This window comes from Dongia soli (assembly GCF_034044715.1).
GTDB classification, from domain to species: Bacteria; Pseudomonadota; Alphaproteobacteria; order Dongiales; family Dongiaceae; genus Dongia_B; species Dongia_B soli.
In genome coordinates this window covers 947,417-962,522 of record NZ_JAXCLW010000001.1, presented here as the reverse complement: position 1 = coordinate 962,522, position 15,106 = coordinate 947,417, and the positions used below count along the sequence as shown (strand labels likewise).

The window sequence follows — 15,106 nt, the reverse complement described above, 5'->3', positions numbered from 1 at the left end:
GCCCCTCTCAGATTCGGCGGATGCCGAGCGCGGCGCGGCGCTCAAAGCGGTGCCGGAACACATCGGATACCGCCGTCATGATCAAATAAAGAGCCGCGGCGATCAGGAACACCGTGAACGGCTTGCGCGTGGGGTTCATGACGATGGTGGACTGGCGCGTCAATTCGGGCAGGCCGATCACCGAAATGATTGCCGTCGCCTTCAGCAGCACCAGCCAGACATTGCCAAGGCCGGGAATGGCGAAACGCCAGACCTGCGGCAGCTTGATGCGCCAGAAAACCTGGCCCTTGCTCATGCCGCAGGCCATGGCCGCTTCGATCTGTCCCTTGGGAATGGATTGGAAGGCGCCCCGAAACACCTCGGTGGCGAAGGCGCCGTAAACGAAACCGATCACCAGCACGCCGGCAACGAAGTTATTGATGTCGATCGGCTCCTCGCGGCCGAAAAGCTGGCCGGCAACGGTTTGCAGCAGCACCGTGCCGCCGAAATAGATCAGCAGCAGCAAGACCAGTTCCGGCACGCCGCGGATGACGATCGTGTAGGTATTGGCGAAGAAATGAGCGACAGGGTTCTTGGAAAGCTTGCCAGCGGCGCCGATCAAACCGAGCGCGATCGCCACGATCATGGCGCAGATCGCCACTTCGATGGTGACCAGGGCGCCTTCGAACAGAAGATGGCCATAACCTTTCAAGTCAAACATGCCGTCACCCTAATCCTGGTACTTTAATTCTTGGGCGGAAAACCGCTATGCCGGCATCCGCCGCCCGCTGGGCAGCGTTGGTATGATGCGACTATATCCGAAAACCTGCCGTCACGGAAAAGACGGCACCAAGCATCTTAAAAGAACAGGCCGGAAAAAACACTGGCCGCCGGTCGTCCCAGAAACCGGCGGCCAGTCCTTGCGTCGACCTTAGTCGCCGTAAGCGTCGAAGCTGAAATATTTGTCGTTGATCTTTTTATAGGTCCCGTCGGCGCGGATTTCCTGGATCGCCTTGCTGAACGCATCGCGCAGCTTGGTGTCTTCCTTACGCACGCCGATACCGACGCCTTCGCCCAGTTCGCCGCCGACGAAGCCCTTGCCGAAGATCTTGAAATCATCGCCGCCTTCGGTCTTCAGGACGCCTTCTTGCAGTGCGAGGATATCGTCCATGCGGGCATCGATACGGCCATTGACCAGATCGAGATTGGCGTTGTCGGCGGAATCATAGACAACGATTTCGGCGTCCTTGAAATGCGCCCGGGCATAGTTCTCGTGGATGGTCGAGCGCTGCACACCGATCTTCAGGCCCTTCATGCCCTTATCGGTCGGATTGCCATTGGCATCCACGGCGATCTTGGCATCCTTGCGGGCGACGATCACGGCGGGGGTGTTGTAGTATTTCTTCGAAAAATCGATCTTCTGCTTGCGCTCGGCCGTGATCGACATCGATGCGGCAATGGCGTCGAACTTCTTCGCCAGCAGGCCGGGGATCATGCCGTCCCATTCCTGCTTCACGATCTCGCAATCCGCCTTCATCTTCTCGCAGAGCGCCTTGGCGATATCGACGTCGAAGCCTTGCAGGCTGCCGTCATCAGCAACGAAATTGAACGGCGCATAGGCGCCTTCGGTCGCGATCCTGATCTTTTCGGCGGCACTGGCAGCGCCGCTGCTGAGCGCCAAGACGGCTACTGACATCAGAATGGTAAACTTCTTCACTTACGCCTCCTTGCGATATGCGATCTTTAGGTCGTTGCGAGCTGCGGCGCCGATCGCTTCACGGCCGGCTCGCCGACCGGCGCCAGCACTCTTGCGAGGCAGCGTCGCCCGATCCGGTAGAACCCAGAAAATGAACAATAGAGAAGAAAGCTGCATGTACAGCATGCAGTTGGGGGATGCAATCGGCGGTTGATTGCGGCAAATCGGGAGCCCCGACCATTCAACCTTAACTTCCTCCCGCCTGGCCGCTTCCTGGTTGAGTTTTGGCGATCAGGCTACCCTCCGACCGGGATCCTTCGGATCTTCTCGGTTAAGCCGCTTTCTTGGCGACATTCGACTTTTTATGCAACGGCATGGTCTTTTATGCAATGGCCTAAGCCGGCTTGCCAAGGACAAAACCACCTGGCACCGGCAGCTGGGCTTCCTTCCGGCGAAATGGGGGGATTTTCCCGGCGAAGTGCAGGTCCGGGGACATGGGCGTGCCGGACGTGGGACCGGGCCCAGGGCGCCAATTTGACGCCGGTCCTGAGGAAGCCGGCGTACCATCAAGGTGGCCGATGAACAGGTCGAGATCGAGATCGGCATTGTCGCCGGCATCGTGACACGAGATCGCATAAGCAAAGCGAGCCCGCGCTAACGATGTAATCAGTTGCCGCTTTCCGTCAGGATGCGATCGATCGCCTGGGCCAGCTTTACATCGCGCTGGCTCAAGCCATCGCAATCATGCGTGGTTAGCAAGATTTCAACGCGGTTATAGACATTGCTCCATTCCGGATGGTGGTCCTGCTTGTCGGCGAGGAGGGCGACCCGCGTCATGAAGCCCCAGGCGGCGTTGAAATCCGCGAATTTGACTTTACGCCGAATGGCATCGCGACCATCCACGGCCTCCCATCCAGGCAGGGAAGCAAGCGCAGCCGAGCGTTCCGCCGCTGTCAGTTTCGCCACCATGAAACCCTCCTGAACCGATTGATCCTTATCACGCCAAGTACCGGCCAAGCCTCCAAGCGCATCGGCATCTCCGGAGGCCGGACCAAAAGCATAGCCGAGTCTTCCACGGGATGCATGCGCACCAGTCGGGAAAATTTTTGCTTCTGCAAATGAGAATGAGTTGCAATATCTCCTGAAGGCTGTTAGGGTCCGTCTTGCTCGCGAGGTGATGGTCACGACATCGCGGTCGGCGTGTTCGGCCCACGCCGAAGTCGATCATCACCTCGCGGCGAATTTCCCCCAGCCGTCGCCCGGCCCCTTCAAACCCCACCGCCCGGCACGATACGGTAACCCGCAATCCGACTGGATCTCAAACGAGTCACTGCACCGACGACAATCATCACGACGATCTTGCGAAGGCTGCGACGGCGATCCGCAATTCCATCAACTGCCTTTCGCTGCGCAGCTCCTCCTCTGGGGACATGCGCAACTGGGTCACAGCGCTGAAAAAGCAGCTCATGGAACGAGCCTGGCACAGCGCGCCGCGCAGCGCGTGTCGCCGCGCGAGGTTCCGGCACTCCTGCACTGACGGTGTCACACCCGCAAGTCAGCGCACCGCCGCCATCGGCATCGACAAGGCATAAGAACGTTCCGCCGAATAAATCGCATGCTCACCGCCGATGAAGCTGGAGAAGAGCGTGAAATGTGTCACTTCGAAACGCTCGGTGCGGAACAGGCTATGCGAGGCGAGGAATTGCTGCACCTTGCTGATCGGGGGGTCCTTGGGGTAGCTCAAGGTGACATGGGGCGTATATTTCTGCCCGTCCGGTTCGATCCCCGCCCGCACCACCGCAGATTCCACCTTGTCATGCAGATGCTGCAGCGCCGGCTCTTTTTCCACGCCGGCCCAGATTGCCCGGATGCGTGAAGCATTGCCGAAATGGCCGACGCCATTGAGGCGGATCGAGAAAGAGGGTACCCGGATGCCAGCCAAGGCGGCGTCGACATAGTCGAGATCGCGACCATCGAGATCGCCAAGGAATCGGAGGGTGATGTGGAAATTTTCCGGCGGCACCCATTTGGCGCCCGGCAGGCCGCCGCAAAGCAACCGCAACTGCCAGCGGACATTCTCCGGCAGAGTTAGGGCGACGAACAGACGCATCTTGCCCTCGCGTGATCCGATTGCCGCGACTCGAGATTGCGGCCGACTCAATGATAGCAGCCGTCCGCCATGCTGGCCAGAAATCCGCGAACTGTCATTTTCGCGCTGTCAGCAAGAGGACGGTTAATGCTTCTTAAGATGTGAGGTGGCCGGGGCGGTAGTCAAGCCCGCCCCGCCGATAGATGGCAAATCCGATGCTCGATCAGCAAGCCGATCACGGGCAGGGGATTGTGTGCTCGTGATGCAGCGCGTCGATCTCCGTCAGCACGTCGTCCGACAGCTTGAGATCGGCACTGGCGATATTGCTCTTCAACTGCTCCATCGTGGTCGCGCCAATGATATTGGCAGTGACGAAGCGGCGGCTGTTGATGAAGGCGAGGGCCATTTGCGCGGGATCGAGACCGTGGCGACGGGCAAGATTGACATAGGCCTTGGTCGCCGCTTCGCCACGCGCGCTGCGATAGCGCTTGAAGAAGCCATAGAGCGTCAGCCGCGCCCCGGCCGGCTCGGCACCATCGAGATACTTGCCGGAGAGGACGCCCATGCCGAGCGGCGAGAAAGCGAGCAGGCCACAATCCTCGCGGATGGCAACTTCGGCGACGCCGACCTCGAAAGCGCGATTGAGCAGGCTATAGGCATTCTGGATGCTGGCCATGCGCGGGCCCTTGCCCTGTTCGGCCAGCTTCAGCCAGGACATGGCGCCCCAGGCGGTTTCATTGCTGAGACCGACCTGACGCACCTTGCCGGCCTTCACCACTTCCTGCAGCGCATCCAGCGTTTCTTCGAACGGCGTCCAGTCCTGGTTCTCGTTGTGCTTGTACAGCAGTTGCCCGAAGACATTCACCTCGCGCTCTGGCCAATGCAGCTGATAGAGGTCGATGTAATCGGTCTGCAGACGCTTCAGGCTGGCATCCACGGCCGCTTGAATGTTCTTGCGATCGAAGCGCAGGTTGCCGTCGCGCACATAGGGAAAACGCTCATCCGGCCCGACGATCTTGCTGGCGAGAACGACCTTGTCACGCTTGCCGCGCGATTTGAACCAGGTGCCGATGATCTCTTCGGTACGGCCATAGGTTTCGCGCCGCGGCGGCACCGCATACATCTCCGCCGTATCGAAAAAGTTCACGCCGTGATCGAGCGCATAATCCATCTGCTGATGGCCATCGGCTTCGCTGTTCTGTTCTCCGAAGGTCATGGTGCCGAGGCAAATGACGCTGACGCGCAGATCGCTGCGCCCAAGACGCCGGTACTCCATACGATATCCTTTCAATGCGTAGTGAAACCCGTGTGCAGTTGATTAGCACAATCGAGAAGGGGAGTGAGAGCGAACCGGAACGGTCGTGGTGCCGTCACGATGAATTCATGATCGAGAGAAATCCGCAATCTTCAGCCGGCGCCCTGCTTCGATCCACCGGCATCGGATTTATCGGCTGCTTGCACCTGGTCCATCACTTTGATGAGGCTGGGCAGGAGCCGCTTGACGATGATCGCGACCCCCGCGGCATTGGGATGGATCCCGTCGGCCTGATTAAGCGATGGATCGCCGGCAACGCCGTCGAGGAGGAAGGGATAAAGCGGCAAATTCTGCGCCTTGGCCAGATCTGGGTAAATGGCATCGAAATCGTGCTGGTAATCGGCACCGAGATTGGCAGGTGCGCGCATGCCGACCAGCAGGATCGCCGTATTGGCCGCCTTGGCCTTGGCAATGATCTGCTGCAGATTGGCCCGCGCCGCCGCCGGCGGCAGGCCGCGCAGCATGTCATTGGCGCCCAGTTCCAGCACCATGATCTGGGGCTTGTCGGCCAGGGCCCAGTCGATCCGCGCCAGCCCCCCGGCCGTGGTGTCGCCGGAAACGCCGCCATTGATCACCTCGGCCGGACGGCCCATCTTAGCAAGAGCCTGCGACAGCTGGGTGGTGAAGCCTTCTGCCTCAGAAAGGCCATAGCCGGCCGTCAAGCTGTCGCCGAATGCCAGGATCCGCAGCTTCGGCTGGGTTTCCTGTGATCCTGTTTCTTGTGCAATCGCGCTTCCCGCAGCCAGCATGCCGTCAGGAAGCCAATCGAAGGGAAAACCGGTCGGGCAGGCCAGCGTCAACAGGCATGCCAGCGACAAAAGAAAGGCCCGGACCGTCCGCATGAATATCGACTCCCTCTCTCCGCACGCGCCATCTTCCCCTCGACCCGCCCCTTCCGCCCCTGTTTCGGCCGTCGAGCTCGCCGGCATTCAATTGACACTGGCGAGCGATGCCGGTGAGGTCAATATCCTGCGCGGCATCGATCTTACCATTGCCCCCGGCGAGACCGTCGGCATCGTCGGTCCATCCGGTTCCGGCAAGACCAGCCTGATGCTGCTGATCGCCGGGCTGGAAAAGCCCAGCGCCGGCAGCTTGCGGGTGGCCGGCCGGGATCTTTCCGGTCTGAGCGAGGATCGCCTCGCTTTGTTCCGCCGCCAGGAGATCGGCATCGTCTTTCAAGCCTTCCATCTCATTCCCACCATGACGGCGTTGGAGAATGTCGCCGTGCCTTTGGAGCTGGCCGGCCGGAAGGATGCCTTCGATGCCGCCCGCGCGGCTCTTCACTCGGTTGGCCTTGGCCATCGTCTCGCTCATTACCCGTCGCAGCTTTCCGGCGGCGAACAACAGCGCGTGGCCCTGGCCCGAGCCATTGTCGCCAAGCCGAGGCTGTTGCTGGCGGACGAACCGACCGGCAATCTCGATCTGGAGACGGGCGCTGTCATCGTTGACTTGATCTTCGATCTCGCCCGCGAACATGGCTCGACGTTGATGCTGATCACCCATGATCCGGCTTTGGCGGCACGCTGCGCGCGCATCGTGCGGTTGGCCGATGGGCGCGTCCAAGAAGACGGTCCGGCAGCACAATTCGGCCTGGCGCCCGGGTCGAGAATCAGCATCCTCACTTGAGCATATTCGGCATGAACGCCTTGATCGCCGTTCTGAAATTCGCTTGGCGCGACCTGCGCAGCAGCCTGGCTGGCGGCCTCCGCGGTTTTCGCATCTTCCTCATCTGCCTGATGCTGGGTGCGGCCGTCATCGCCGCGATCGGATCGCTGGCTGCCGGCATCGATGCCGGCCTGCGCAGCAATGGCAAGGCCATTCTCGGCGGCGATCTCGAATTCCGCCTGATCTATCGCCCCGCCACCGACGACGAACGCAATGCGCTCAATCTCGGCGGCGCCGTCACCCATAGCCAGGAATTGCGCGCCATGGTGAAGGGTGAGGCCTCGTCGGACGGCGCGGCGGCGCCCAATGACGGCAATCCGGTCCTGGTTGAGGTGAAGGCGGTAGACCGTCTTTATCCGCTTTATGGCCAGGCCGAGATCGATCCGCCGCAATCCCTTCAGGCGGCCTTGGCGCAGCATGCTGACGGGAGCTTCGGCGCCCTGGTGGAACCGAGCTTGCTGCAGCGGCTTGGCATCGCACCGGGCGCTGTTTTGCAACTGGGCAAGGCGAAACTTGTGGTGAGCGGCGCGATCACTCGTGAGCCGGATCGCGGCTCGCAGGTTTTCAATCTCGGCCCCCGCTTGATGATTTCGCCCCAGGCCTTGGCGGCCAGCGACCTCGCCCAGCCGGGCAGTCTGATCTATCACGTTTACCGCGTGAAATTGCAGCCGGGGCTCGATGCATTCCGTTTCAAGCAGCAGATGGTTGAGCGCTTCCCCCAGGCTGGCTGGCGCATTCGCGGGGTCGAGGATGCCGCTGCGGGATTGCGCAGTTTCCTCGATCGCACGGCACAATATCTCAACCTCGTCGGCTTTTCCGCACTGCTGATCGGCGGGCTCGGCATCGCTAATGCGGTGCGCGCTTTTCTCGAAGGCAAGGCCCGCAGCCTGGCGGTGCTGAAATGCCTCGGCGCCAGCAGCGGCCAGCTTCTGACGCTCTATCTGTTGCTGGTCGGCACGATGGCGCTGATCGGCACGGTGGCCGGCCTTGCCATCGGCGCCGTCGCGCCTTTCGTACTCGCCACTGCGCTAGCCCGTTTCGACGTGCCACTCCTGGCTGGCATCTATCTCGAGCCGCTCCTGCTGGCCGCCGGGATCAGCCTGCTGACCGCTTTTGCCTTTGCGCTGCCCCCCTTGCTACGGGCGCGCCGGGTTCGCCCCGCCCAGCTGTTCCGCGCCGGGCCGGTCGAGCTTGGCGGCCTCAGCCGGTTCGATCTCGGCACGCTTGGCCTCACCGCCCTGATCCTCGCCGCCGCGGCCGTGCTGACTGCCGGCAGCACCAAGCTCGCCGGCGGTTTCGTGGCGGCAACGATCGTCACCTTGATCGCTTTCGCCTTGCTCGCCGCCGGCCTCAAACAATTGGCAGATTGGAGCCGGGCCCGGCTCGGCCAGCGCAGCCGGGCCTTGCGCTTTGCTCTTGCCGATATTGCCCGGCATCAATCGCCCACCGCCAGCATTGTCCTCTCGGTCGGGCTCGGCCTCACCGTGCTGGTGGCGATCGCGCTCATTCAGCGCAACATGCTGCGCGATCTCGACGAGACGATTCCACGTCAAGCACCCAGCTTTTATTTCATCGACATCCAGCCGCAGCAGCTCGCGGCTTTCGATAAATTCGCCGGCAGCTTTCCCGGGGCCGGGGAATTCGAACGCGTGCCCATGCTGCGCGGCCGGATCGTTCAGATGAACGGCACGCCCACGGAGAAGATCGTGCCGCCACCCGATCTTGCCTGGGTGCTGAAAGGCGATCGCGGAATCACCTGGTCGGCGACGGCGCCGCGCAACGCCAAAATCGTCGAAGGCCAATGGTGGGCGGCCGATTACAAGGGTCCGCCGCTGATCTCGATGGATGCCGAGGCGGCGCGCGGCTTCGGCCTGAAGATCGGCGACAGCATCGCGGTCAATGTGCTCGGCCGCGAAATCAGCGGCAAGATCGCCAATCTGCGCGAGATCGACTGGTCCTCGCTCGGCATTAATTTCGTCATGGTGTTCTCCCCCGGTCTCCTAGAACAGGCGCCGCAAACCTATATCGCCACTTTGCGCATCCCGCCGGCACAGGATGGCGCGCTGCTTGCGGCGGTCTCGCGCGATTTTCCCAATGTCTCGGCAATCCGCGTCAAGGAAGCACTCGCCAGCGCGATCGAAATCCTCCAGGCTGTCGCCGCCTCGATCCGCACCACCGCCGCGGTCACCTTGGCAGCTGGCATGCTGGTGCTGGCCGGCGCCATCGCAGCCGGCCGCGAAAGGCGCATCTATGAAGCGGTGCTTTTGAAGATGCTAGGCGGCACCGCCGGCGATATTGCGCGTGGCTATCTTTGGGAATATGGCGTGCTGGCGGTGATCAGCGCCGTCATCGCTTTGGCGATCGGCAGTCTCGGCGCCTATATCTTCCTCACCGAAGTGCTGCATGTCGGCTGGTCCTTCCCGCCGCTGCTCGCCTTCGGCATTATCGGCCTAAGCCTCGCGGCGACACTCTCTGTCGGCTTCCTCGGCAGCTGGCGCGCGCTCCGTGCGAAGGCGGCGCCTTATTTGAGGAATGAATAGGGACTACTCTGCTGAGCACGTCGATCAACTTGTCATTGAACGCCTACTGCCTATCGCACGGTGGCGATCACAAGCAAGCTTGTCACCCTCGGACTTGATGCAAGGGTCCATCGCGGCAGCTGAAGAAAGCTGACGAACGCACCGGCCTTCGTCTTCATAGGATAACGAATGCAGCCGCTCCGGTGGACCCTCGGGTCAAGCCCGAGGGTGACAATCCGGTTTGCGTTTGACAGCGCGCGACAATGACACCGCCGGTCAAGCACATCGCCATGCCACAAAACTCAGCGTGCATTCGTCGACGACCGCGGCCGCCGGCGATTGGCGGCCAGCATATCGGTGACGGCGGGAGCGTCGCTCTCGCCGTCGTTCAACACCGCCATCAGCACGTCGCGGATCGTCTTCAGGCGGCTTTCGGCTTCCACCTTCAGGCCGAACTGGTCCTTGACGTAGAAGCTGTCGATCGCGCGGTGGCCAAAGGTGGAGATCTTCGCGTTGGAGATCTGCAGGTTCTGGGCGGTGAGGGCGGCCGTCAAGGCATAGACCAGGCCGCGCCGGTCGCGGCCATTGACCTCGATCAGCGTATGCGTGGCACTCGCCTTGTTGTCGATCAGGACGCGCGGCGCCACCGGGAAGGCCTGTACCGCCGGATTGGCAAGACGTGGCAATTTCCCGATCTCGGCCGGGATGCGTTGCGGCGCATCCAGCATGCGGCCGATCGTGCTGGAGAGCCGGGCAAGACGCGCCGGTTTGTCGAACGGACCGCCTTGTGAATCCTGGATTGTGAAGGTATCGAGCGCCATCCCGTTGGCGAGCGTCAAGATACGCGCATCGACGATACTGGCGCCCGACAAGGCAAAGGCGCCGGCCAGTTGCGAGACCAGGCCCTTGCGGTCGGCGACATAGATCGTCACCTCGGTCATGGAGCGGTAATGATCCACATTGTAATCGACCGATAGCGGCCGCTGCTCCAGTTCAGCCTCGCGAATGAGCCGGGCCTGACGCACCAGCAGCGGTACCGGGAAGGACAACCAATAGCCGCCATGGCCGCGCGCCAGATGTTCCTCGATCGCCTCGGGCGGCCAGTCGACGAGCTGCGCTTTGAGATCGTCCAGGACGGCGGCGATGCGGGCCTCGCGGCCCGCGGTGATCAAGCCGCCGGAGAGCTGTTCCTCGGTGCGGTTATAAAGCTCTCGCAGGAGCTGGGCTTTCCAACCGTTCCAGGTCTTCGGCCCCACCGCGCGGATGTCGCAGACGGTGAGCACCAGCAGCAGACGCAGCCTTTCGATCGACTGCACCTGAGCCGCAAAGTCGGCGATGGTCTTCGGATCGTCGATGTCGCGCTTGAAGGCGGTGTTGCTCATCAGCAGGTGATAGCGCACCAGCCAGGCGACGGTTTCGGTCTCCTCGGCGCTGAGACCGAGACGCGGGCAAAGCTGTTCCGCCACCTCGGCGCCGAGAGCCGAGTGATCGCCGCCGCGTCCCTTGGCGATGTCATGCAGCAGCACGGCAAGATAGAGCACACGGCGCGACAGGACCTGATGCACCACCGAGCTGGTGATCGGCGCTTCCTCGATCAGGAGGCCGTGCTCGACCTGATAAAGGATTCCGATGGCGAAGATCGTATGCTCGTCGACCGTATAGTGATGATACATGTCGAACTGCATCTGCGCGACGATGCGGCCGAAATCGGGAATGAAGCGGCCGAAAACACCGGCCTCGTTCATGCGCCGCAACGTCGCCTCGGGCCCGCCTTTATCGCCACCCGCCAGGCTGCTCTTGCGGAAGAGCAGGATTTCCATGAAGAGCGCATTGGCCTTCGGATCCTCGCGCAGCGATCGGTCGATCAGCCGCACCGATTGCGCCAGCCAGTTGAAGGTGATGGGATGGATATCGACATCGTGCCGTTGCGCCACGGCAAAAATCCGCAGCATGTCGACCGGGTGGCGCTCAAAGTGTTTTGCATTGGGCACGGTGAGGCTGCCGCCTTCGAGGCCGAAGCCGTCCAGTTCCCGGCGCCTGAGGCCGATCGCCGCCATGCCGGCCGGCAGGCGCAGCAGCGGCTTGCGCACATTCTGCGCTTCGACCGCGGCACAGAAGCTGCGGGTCAGTGCGCCGACCGATTTCGCCATCAGGAAATAGTGTTTCATCAGGCGCTCGACGCCGCTGGTGCCGGCGTGATCGCGATAACCGAGCAGCCGGGCAATCTCCGGCTGGATGTCGAAATTGAGTTTTTCCTCGGCCCGGCCACGGGCGTAATGCAGCTGGCAACGCAAGGTCCACAGGAAGCGCTCGGCCTTGTCGAATTTGGCGGCATCGGCTTTGCCGAAGAGACCGCGCTCGACCATCTCTTCGCTGCTTCTGGCGCCATAGAGGAAGCGGCCGATCCAGCGCAGCGTCTGAAGATCGCGCAGGGCGCCTTTGCCGTCCTTGATATTCGGCTCCAGCGCGTAACGGGTGTTGCCGTAGCGTTCGTGGCGCAGCCGGCGTTCTTCCAGCTTCGCATGATAGAAGGCCTCGCCCTGGCCTTGGAGAATCTCCTTGCGATAAACCTTCTGGAAGCGATCGAACAAATCCTGGTCGCCCCAGATATAGCGCGCTTCCAGCAGGGCGGTGCGGATGGTGAGATCGGTTTTGGCTTGGCGGATGCATTCATCGATCGACCGCACCGAATGGCCGACCTTGAGGCCGAGATCCCAAAGGCGATAGAGCATGAACTCGATCACCTGTTCGCAATAGGGCGTTTCCTTGTAAGGAATGAGGAACAGGAGATCGATATCGGAGAAGGGTGCCAGTTCCCCCCGGCCATAGCCGCCGACCGCGATGATGCCGATCTTCTCGGCGGCGGAGGGATTGGCGATCGGATAGGCGATGCCGGTCGTGACGTCGTGCAGTGCGCGGATCAGCTGATCGATCAGGAAGCTGGTGTGGCGACCGACGTCCCGGCCCGCTTCCGGCGCGTGCCGGTCGGCCTCGAAGCGGCGCTCGATCTCCGCCCGTCCGGCCTGGAGCGCCTCGCGCAGCAAAGTCGCCACGCGTGGCTGGGCCTGGGCCGGATCGTCCTCCCCGACCAGGGCACTGCGTAAACCGGTTTCGAGTGCCCGGCGATCGATGATCTGGCGCTGGCGGCTGATATCGGGCCGGCCCGCCTCAAGACGATCCTTATCGGCGCGGTCGGCTTCCTCGCCGGTTTCCGGATGGCTGATCTCATTCATAGGCGCATGTTAATGAAGTCATTGCTCCCGCGCCATCCGCCTCATGAGGGCATGCCGGCGCGCCGGCCCGGGAGGAAGCGGGTTAACCGGCGGAATATGGCCGGTTTTTGGCCGACGAAGCGCCGGCCCTCCGGCGGATGGCGGGTGAGAAAGCGCCTTGGCAGCGCACCCCAAAAGCGGCATAACGAAGTCACCAGAATGTCGCCTCCGAACAAAAGCGAAAGAAAGAGGCGCGATAAACAAAAAACAGGCAAGCAGGGAGTAATTATGGCGGAAGCGGCGCTGGTGGTGGAGGATCTCCACAAGCGGTTTGGCGAACTCGAAGTTCTCAAAGGTGTTTCGGTCAAAGCGGAAACCGGCGATGTGATCGCCATGATCGGCAGCAGCGGCTCCGGCAAGAGCACGCTCCTTCGCTGCATCAACCTCCTGGAGACGCCCGACGCCGGTAAGGTTTATGTCAATGGCGAGCTGATCCGCATGCGCCAGCATAAGGGGCGCGCCGAGCCCGAGGATCACAAGCAGGTCGACCGCATCCGTGCCTCACTCGGCATGGTGTTCCAGAGCTTCAATCTGTGGTCCCACATGACGGTCCTCGAAAACGTCATCGAGGCGCCGGTTCACGTGCTGAAGATCCCGAAGGCCGAGGCGATCGCCCGGGCCGAGGCGCTGCTCGCCAAGGTCGGCATCGCCGACAAGCGCAATCATTATCCAAGCCATCTCTCCGGCGGCCAGCAGCAGCGTGCCGCCATCGCCCGCGCCCTGGCGATGGAACCCAAGGTCATGCTGTTCGACGAGCCGACCTCGGCGCTGGATCCGGAACTGGTCGGCGAAGTGCTGCGTGTCATGCGTCAGCTCGCCGAGGAGGGCCGCACCATGATGGTCGTGACCCACGAAATGGGCTTTGCCCGCGAAGTCGCCAATAACGTGATCTTCCTGCATCAGGGCCGGGTCGAAGAGCAAGGCAATCCCAAGGAAGTCTTCGCCAATCCGTCTTCCGAACGGCTGCGCCAGTTCCTCACGACCTCGCATCACAAATAAGCTTCGATAGGGCGGCCTCGGCAGCGAGAGCCGCCTTATCTCTGTCGGGTTCATACGCAAATTCCGTCATCTTTTAGTAGCACAGCCGGCGCGGAACCTAATCGGAACGATTGCAGACCGGGAAATAGAACGGACTTGTGGGCCATAAAATAAGCAAATACAATTTGTTGAGACCTATTTCTTAATACATTACTGCTGTTTTTATTTTGTTCCTGAGTCTGCGCCCGAGTCGCCCTATGGAATCGTTGGAGATTCTTGCGCGGATCGCCGCGACTCGGACGGCGGGGGAATGATGGGCTTGGACCGACTCGAGTCGCTGATGAAGTTTCACCCCTTCACGCGGCTCAATAAATTGCTGGAAAACGTAACGCCCGGCGGTGGGAATACGCCGTTTCTGTTATCGGTCGGCGAGCCGCAATTCGCTCCGCCGGACTTCGTTTCGGAGATCATTGCCGCTGAAGCCGGCAGCTGGGGCAAATACCCGCAAGCCAATGGCAACGAGGCCTTCCGCCAGGCAGTGAAGGATTGGACCGACAAGCGCTACGGCCTGCCTACCGGCATGCTGCAGGCCGACCAGCACATCTTGCCGGTCGCCGGCACCCGCGAAGCCCTGTTTCACATCGCACTTTCCGCCGTGCCGGAATATGGCCCGGAATCGACTGGCGGCGAACGACCGATTGTGCTGATGCCGAACCCGTTTTATCACGTTTATGCCGGGGCGGCCGCGGCAGCCGGGGCCGAGCCCTGTTTCCTGCCAGCGCGGGCGGAAACCAACTTCCTGCCGGTGATTGCCGATATCCCGCCGGCGATCCTGAAGCGCACCGCCCTGGCCTATCTCTGCTCCCCCGCCAATCCCCAGGGCACGGTGGCCGATCTGGACTACCTCAAGGCCTGGCTCGCGCTCGCGCGGCGGCACGATTTCGTGCTCGCCAGCGATGAATGCTATGCTGAGATCTATCTCCATACGCCACCGCCGGGGGCCCTTAGCGCGGCCCGTGACCTGGGGGGCGAGCTCGACCATTTGCTGGTCTTTCATTCGCTGTCGAAACGCTCCAGCGGCGCCGGTTTGCGCTCGGGCTTTGTCGCCGGCGATGCGAATTTGATCCGGCGCCAGACCCAGCTGGTCAATTTCGGCGGCGTCGCCCAGCCTTACCCAATCCTCGCCGCCGCCACCGCCTTGTGGCGGGATGAAGACCATGTGATCGCCAATCGGAGGCGCTATCAGGCCAATTTCGCTTTGGCCCAGGAAATCCTCGGGCCGCTTTTCGGCGAGGTGCGGTCGGCCGGCGGCTTTTTCCTCTGGCTCGATGTTGGCGATGGCGAGAGAGCGGCTGTGGAACTCTGGCGCCGTGCCGCGATCAAGGTTCTGCCGGGAGGCTATATGGCACGGCCGGATGCCGCCGGCGAAAATCCAGGCCAGCGTTACATCCGGGTCGCCTTGGTTTATGAACCGGCGGATATGAAGCCGGTCCTCAAACGTTTGGCTGCTGTCCTGGCCGATTTCCTGACCGGAAATGGCCGCCGTGATGCGGATCGATCGCCTGGGTGAATAACGCGCCTGCCAGGCCGGTA

At 61.9% G+C, this 15,106-nt stretch carries 11 protein-coding genes; 4 read left to right on the top strand and 7 right to left on the bottom strand.

All coding sequences use genetic code 11. The features are described from left to right. Positions 1-7: 7 nt before the first annotated feature. The 6 genes from SMD27_RS04305 to SMD27_RS04280 all read right to left on the bottom strand — a co-directional run bounded on the left by SMD27_RS04305 (position 8) and on the right by SMD27_RS04280 (position 5,921). Positions 8-700: an ABC transporter permease gene (locus tag SMD27_RS04305; RefSeq protein WP_320507088.1), complete on the bottom strand. Its 693-nt coding sequence runs from the start codon at positions 698-700 to the stop codon at positions 8-10. A gap of 210 nt (positions 701-910) precedes the next feature. Beyond that, positions 911-1,696 carry a lysine/arginine/ornithine ABC transporter substrate-binding protein gene (locus tag SMD27_RS04300; protein ID WP_320507087.1) on the bottom strand — a complete coding sequence of 262 codons (786 nt, stop codon included), beginning with the start codon at positions 1,694-1,696 and terminating at the stop codon, positions 911-913. Between the two features lie 645 nt (positions 1,697-2,341). Next, positions 2,342-2,644, bottom strand: coding sequence for a 4a-hydroxytetrahydrobiopterin dehydratase (locus SMD27_RS04295; RefSeq protein WP_320507086.1), 303 nt, complete (start codon positions 2,642-2,644; stop codon positions 2,342-2,344). Positions 2,645-3,230: 586 nt separating this feature from the next. Then, positions 3,231-3,785, bottom strand: coding sequence for an RNA 2',3'-cyclic phosphodiesterase (gene thpR / locus SMD27_RS04290; protein ID WP_320507085.1), 555 nt, complete (start codon positions 3,783-3,785; stop codon positions 3,231-3,233). Between the two features lie 214 nt (positions 3,786-3,999). After that, positions 4,000-5,040 (bottom strand): NADP(H)-dependent aldo-keto reductase, encoded by a 1,041-nt coding sequence (locus SMD27_RS04285; protein WP_320507084.1) that lies wholly within the window; start codon positions 5,038-5,040, stop codon positions 4,000-4,002. A 131-nt stretch (positions 5,041-5,171) separates the two neighbouring features. Then, complete coding sequence (locus SMD27_RS04280) at positions 5,172-5,921, bottom strand: arylesterase (RefSeq protein ID WP_320507083.1); 750 nt, start codon at positions 5,919-5,921, stop codon at positions 5,172-5,174. On the opposite strand from SMD27_RS04280, the gene SMD27_RS04275 reads away from it, so the two are divergent. Continuing rightward, entirely contained in the window at positions 5,920-6,705 is a 786-nt protein-coding gene (locus SMD27_RS04275; RefSeq protein ID WP_320507082.1) for an ABC transporter ATP-binding protein, read from the top strand. The two genes, SMD27_RS04280 and SMD27_RS04275, sit on opposite strands and share 2 nt — an antisense overlap. A gap of 11 nt (positions 6,706-6,716) precedes the next feature. Then, on the top strand, positions 6,717-9,284 hold the full coding sequence (locus SMD27_RS04270) for an ABC transporter permease (RefSeq protein ID WP_320507081.1): 2,568 nt from the start codon (positions 6,717-6,719) through the stop codon (positions 9,282-9,284). 281 nt (positions 9,285-9,565) lie between these two features. Here SMD27_RS04270 and SMD27_RS04265 read toward each other — a convergent pair whose 3' ends face one another. Beyond that, on the bottom strand, positions 9,566-12,496 hold the full coding sequence (locus SMD27_RS04265) for a [protein-PII] uridylyltransferase (protein WP_320507080.1): 2,931 nt from the start codon (positions 12,494-12,496) through the stop codon (positions 9,566-9,568). Between the two features lie 267 nt (positions 12,497-12,763). Here SMD27_RS04265 and SMD27_RS04260 point away from each other — a divergent pair, with 267 nt between their 5' ends. Both SMD27_RS04260 and SMD27_RS04255 read left to right on the top strand, forming a co-directional pair. Next, complete coding sequence (locus SMD27_RS04260) at positions 12,764-13,534, top strand: ABC transporter ATP-binding protein (protein WP_320507079.1); 771 nt, start codon at positions 12,764-12,766, stop codon at positions 13,532-13,534. Between the two features lie 319 nt (positions 13,535-13,853). Continuing rightward, entirely contained in the window at positions 13,854-15,083 is a 1,230-nt protein-coding gene (locus tag SMD27_RS04255; RefSeq protein ID WP_320507078.1) for an aminotransferase class I/II-fold pyridoxal phosphate-dependent enzyme, read from the top strand. Positions 15,084-15,106: the final 23 nt, after the last annotated feature.

What these genes read in the sequence shown, in the direction of transcription:
- SMD27_RS04305 (WP_320507088.1), bottom strand. Translation starts at nt 700, where the DNA reads ATGTTTGACTTGAAAGGTTATGGCCATCTTCTGTTCGAAGGCGCCCTG.
- SMD27_RS04295 (WP_320507086.1), bottom strand. Translation starts at nt 2,644, where the DNA reads ATGGTGGCGAAACTGACAGCGGCGGAACGCTCGGCTGCGCTTGCTTCC.
- thpR (WP_320507085.1), bottom strand. Translation starts at nt 3,785, where the DNA reads ATGCGTCTGTTCGTCGCCCTAACTCTGCCGGAGAATGTCCGCTGGCAG.
- SMD27_RS04285 (WP_320507084.1), bottom strand. Translation starts at nt 5,040, where the DNA reads ATGGAGTACCGGCGTCTTGGGCGCAGCGATCTGCGCGTCAGCGTCATT.
- SMD27_RS04275 (WP_320507082.1), top strand. Translation starts at nt 5,920, where the DNA reads ATGAATATCGACTCCCTCTCTCCGCACGCGCCATCTTCCCCTCGACCC.
- SMD27_RS04280 (WP_320507083.1), bottom strand. Translation starts at nt 5,921, where the DNA reads ATGCGGACGGTCCGGGCCTTTCTTTTGTCGCTGGCATGCCTGTTGACG.
- SMD27_RS04270 (WP_320507081.1), top strand. Translation starts at nt 6,717, where the DNA reads ATGAACGCCTTGATCGCCGTTCTGAAATTCGCTTGGCGCGACCTGCGC.
- SMD27_RS04265 (WP_320507080.1), bottom strand. Translation starts at nt 12,496, where the DNA reads ATGAATGAGATCAGCCATCCGGAAACCGGCGAGGAAGCCGACCGCGCC.
- SMD27_RS04260 (WP_320507079.1), top strand. Translation starts at nt 12,764, where the DNA reads ATGGCGGAAGCGGCGCTGGTGGTGGAGGATCTCCACAAGCGGTTTGGC.
- SMD27_RS04255 (WP_320507078.1), top strand. Translation starts at nt 13,854, where the DNA reads ATGAAGTTTCACCCCTTCACGCGGCTCAATAAATTGCTGGAAAACGTA.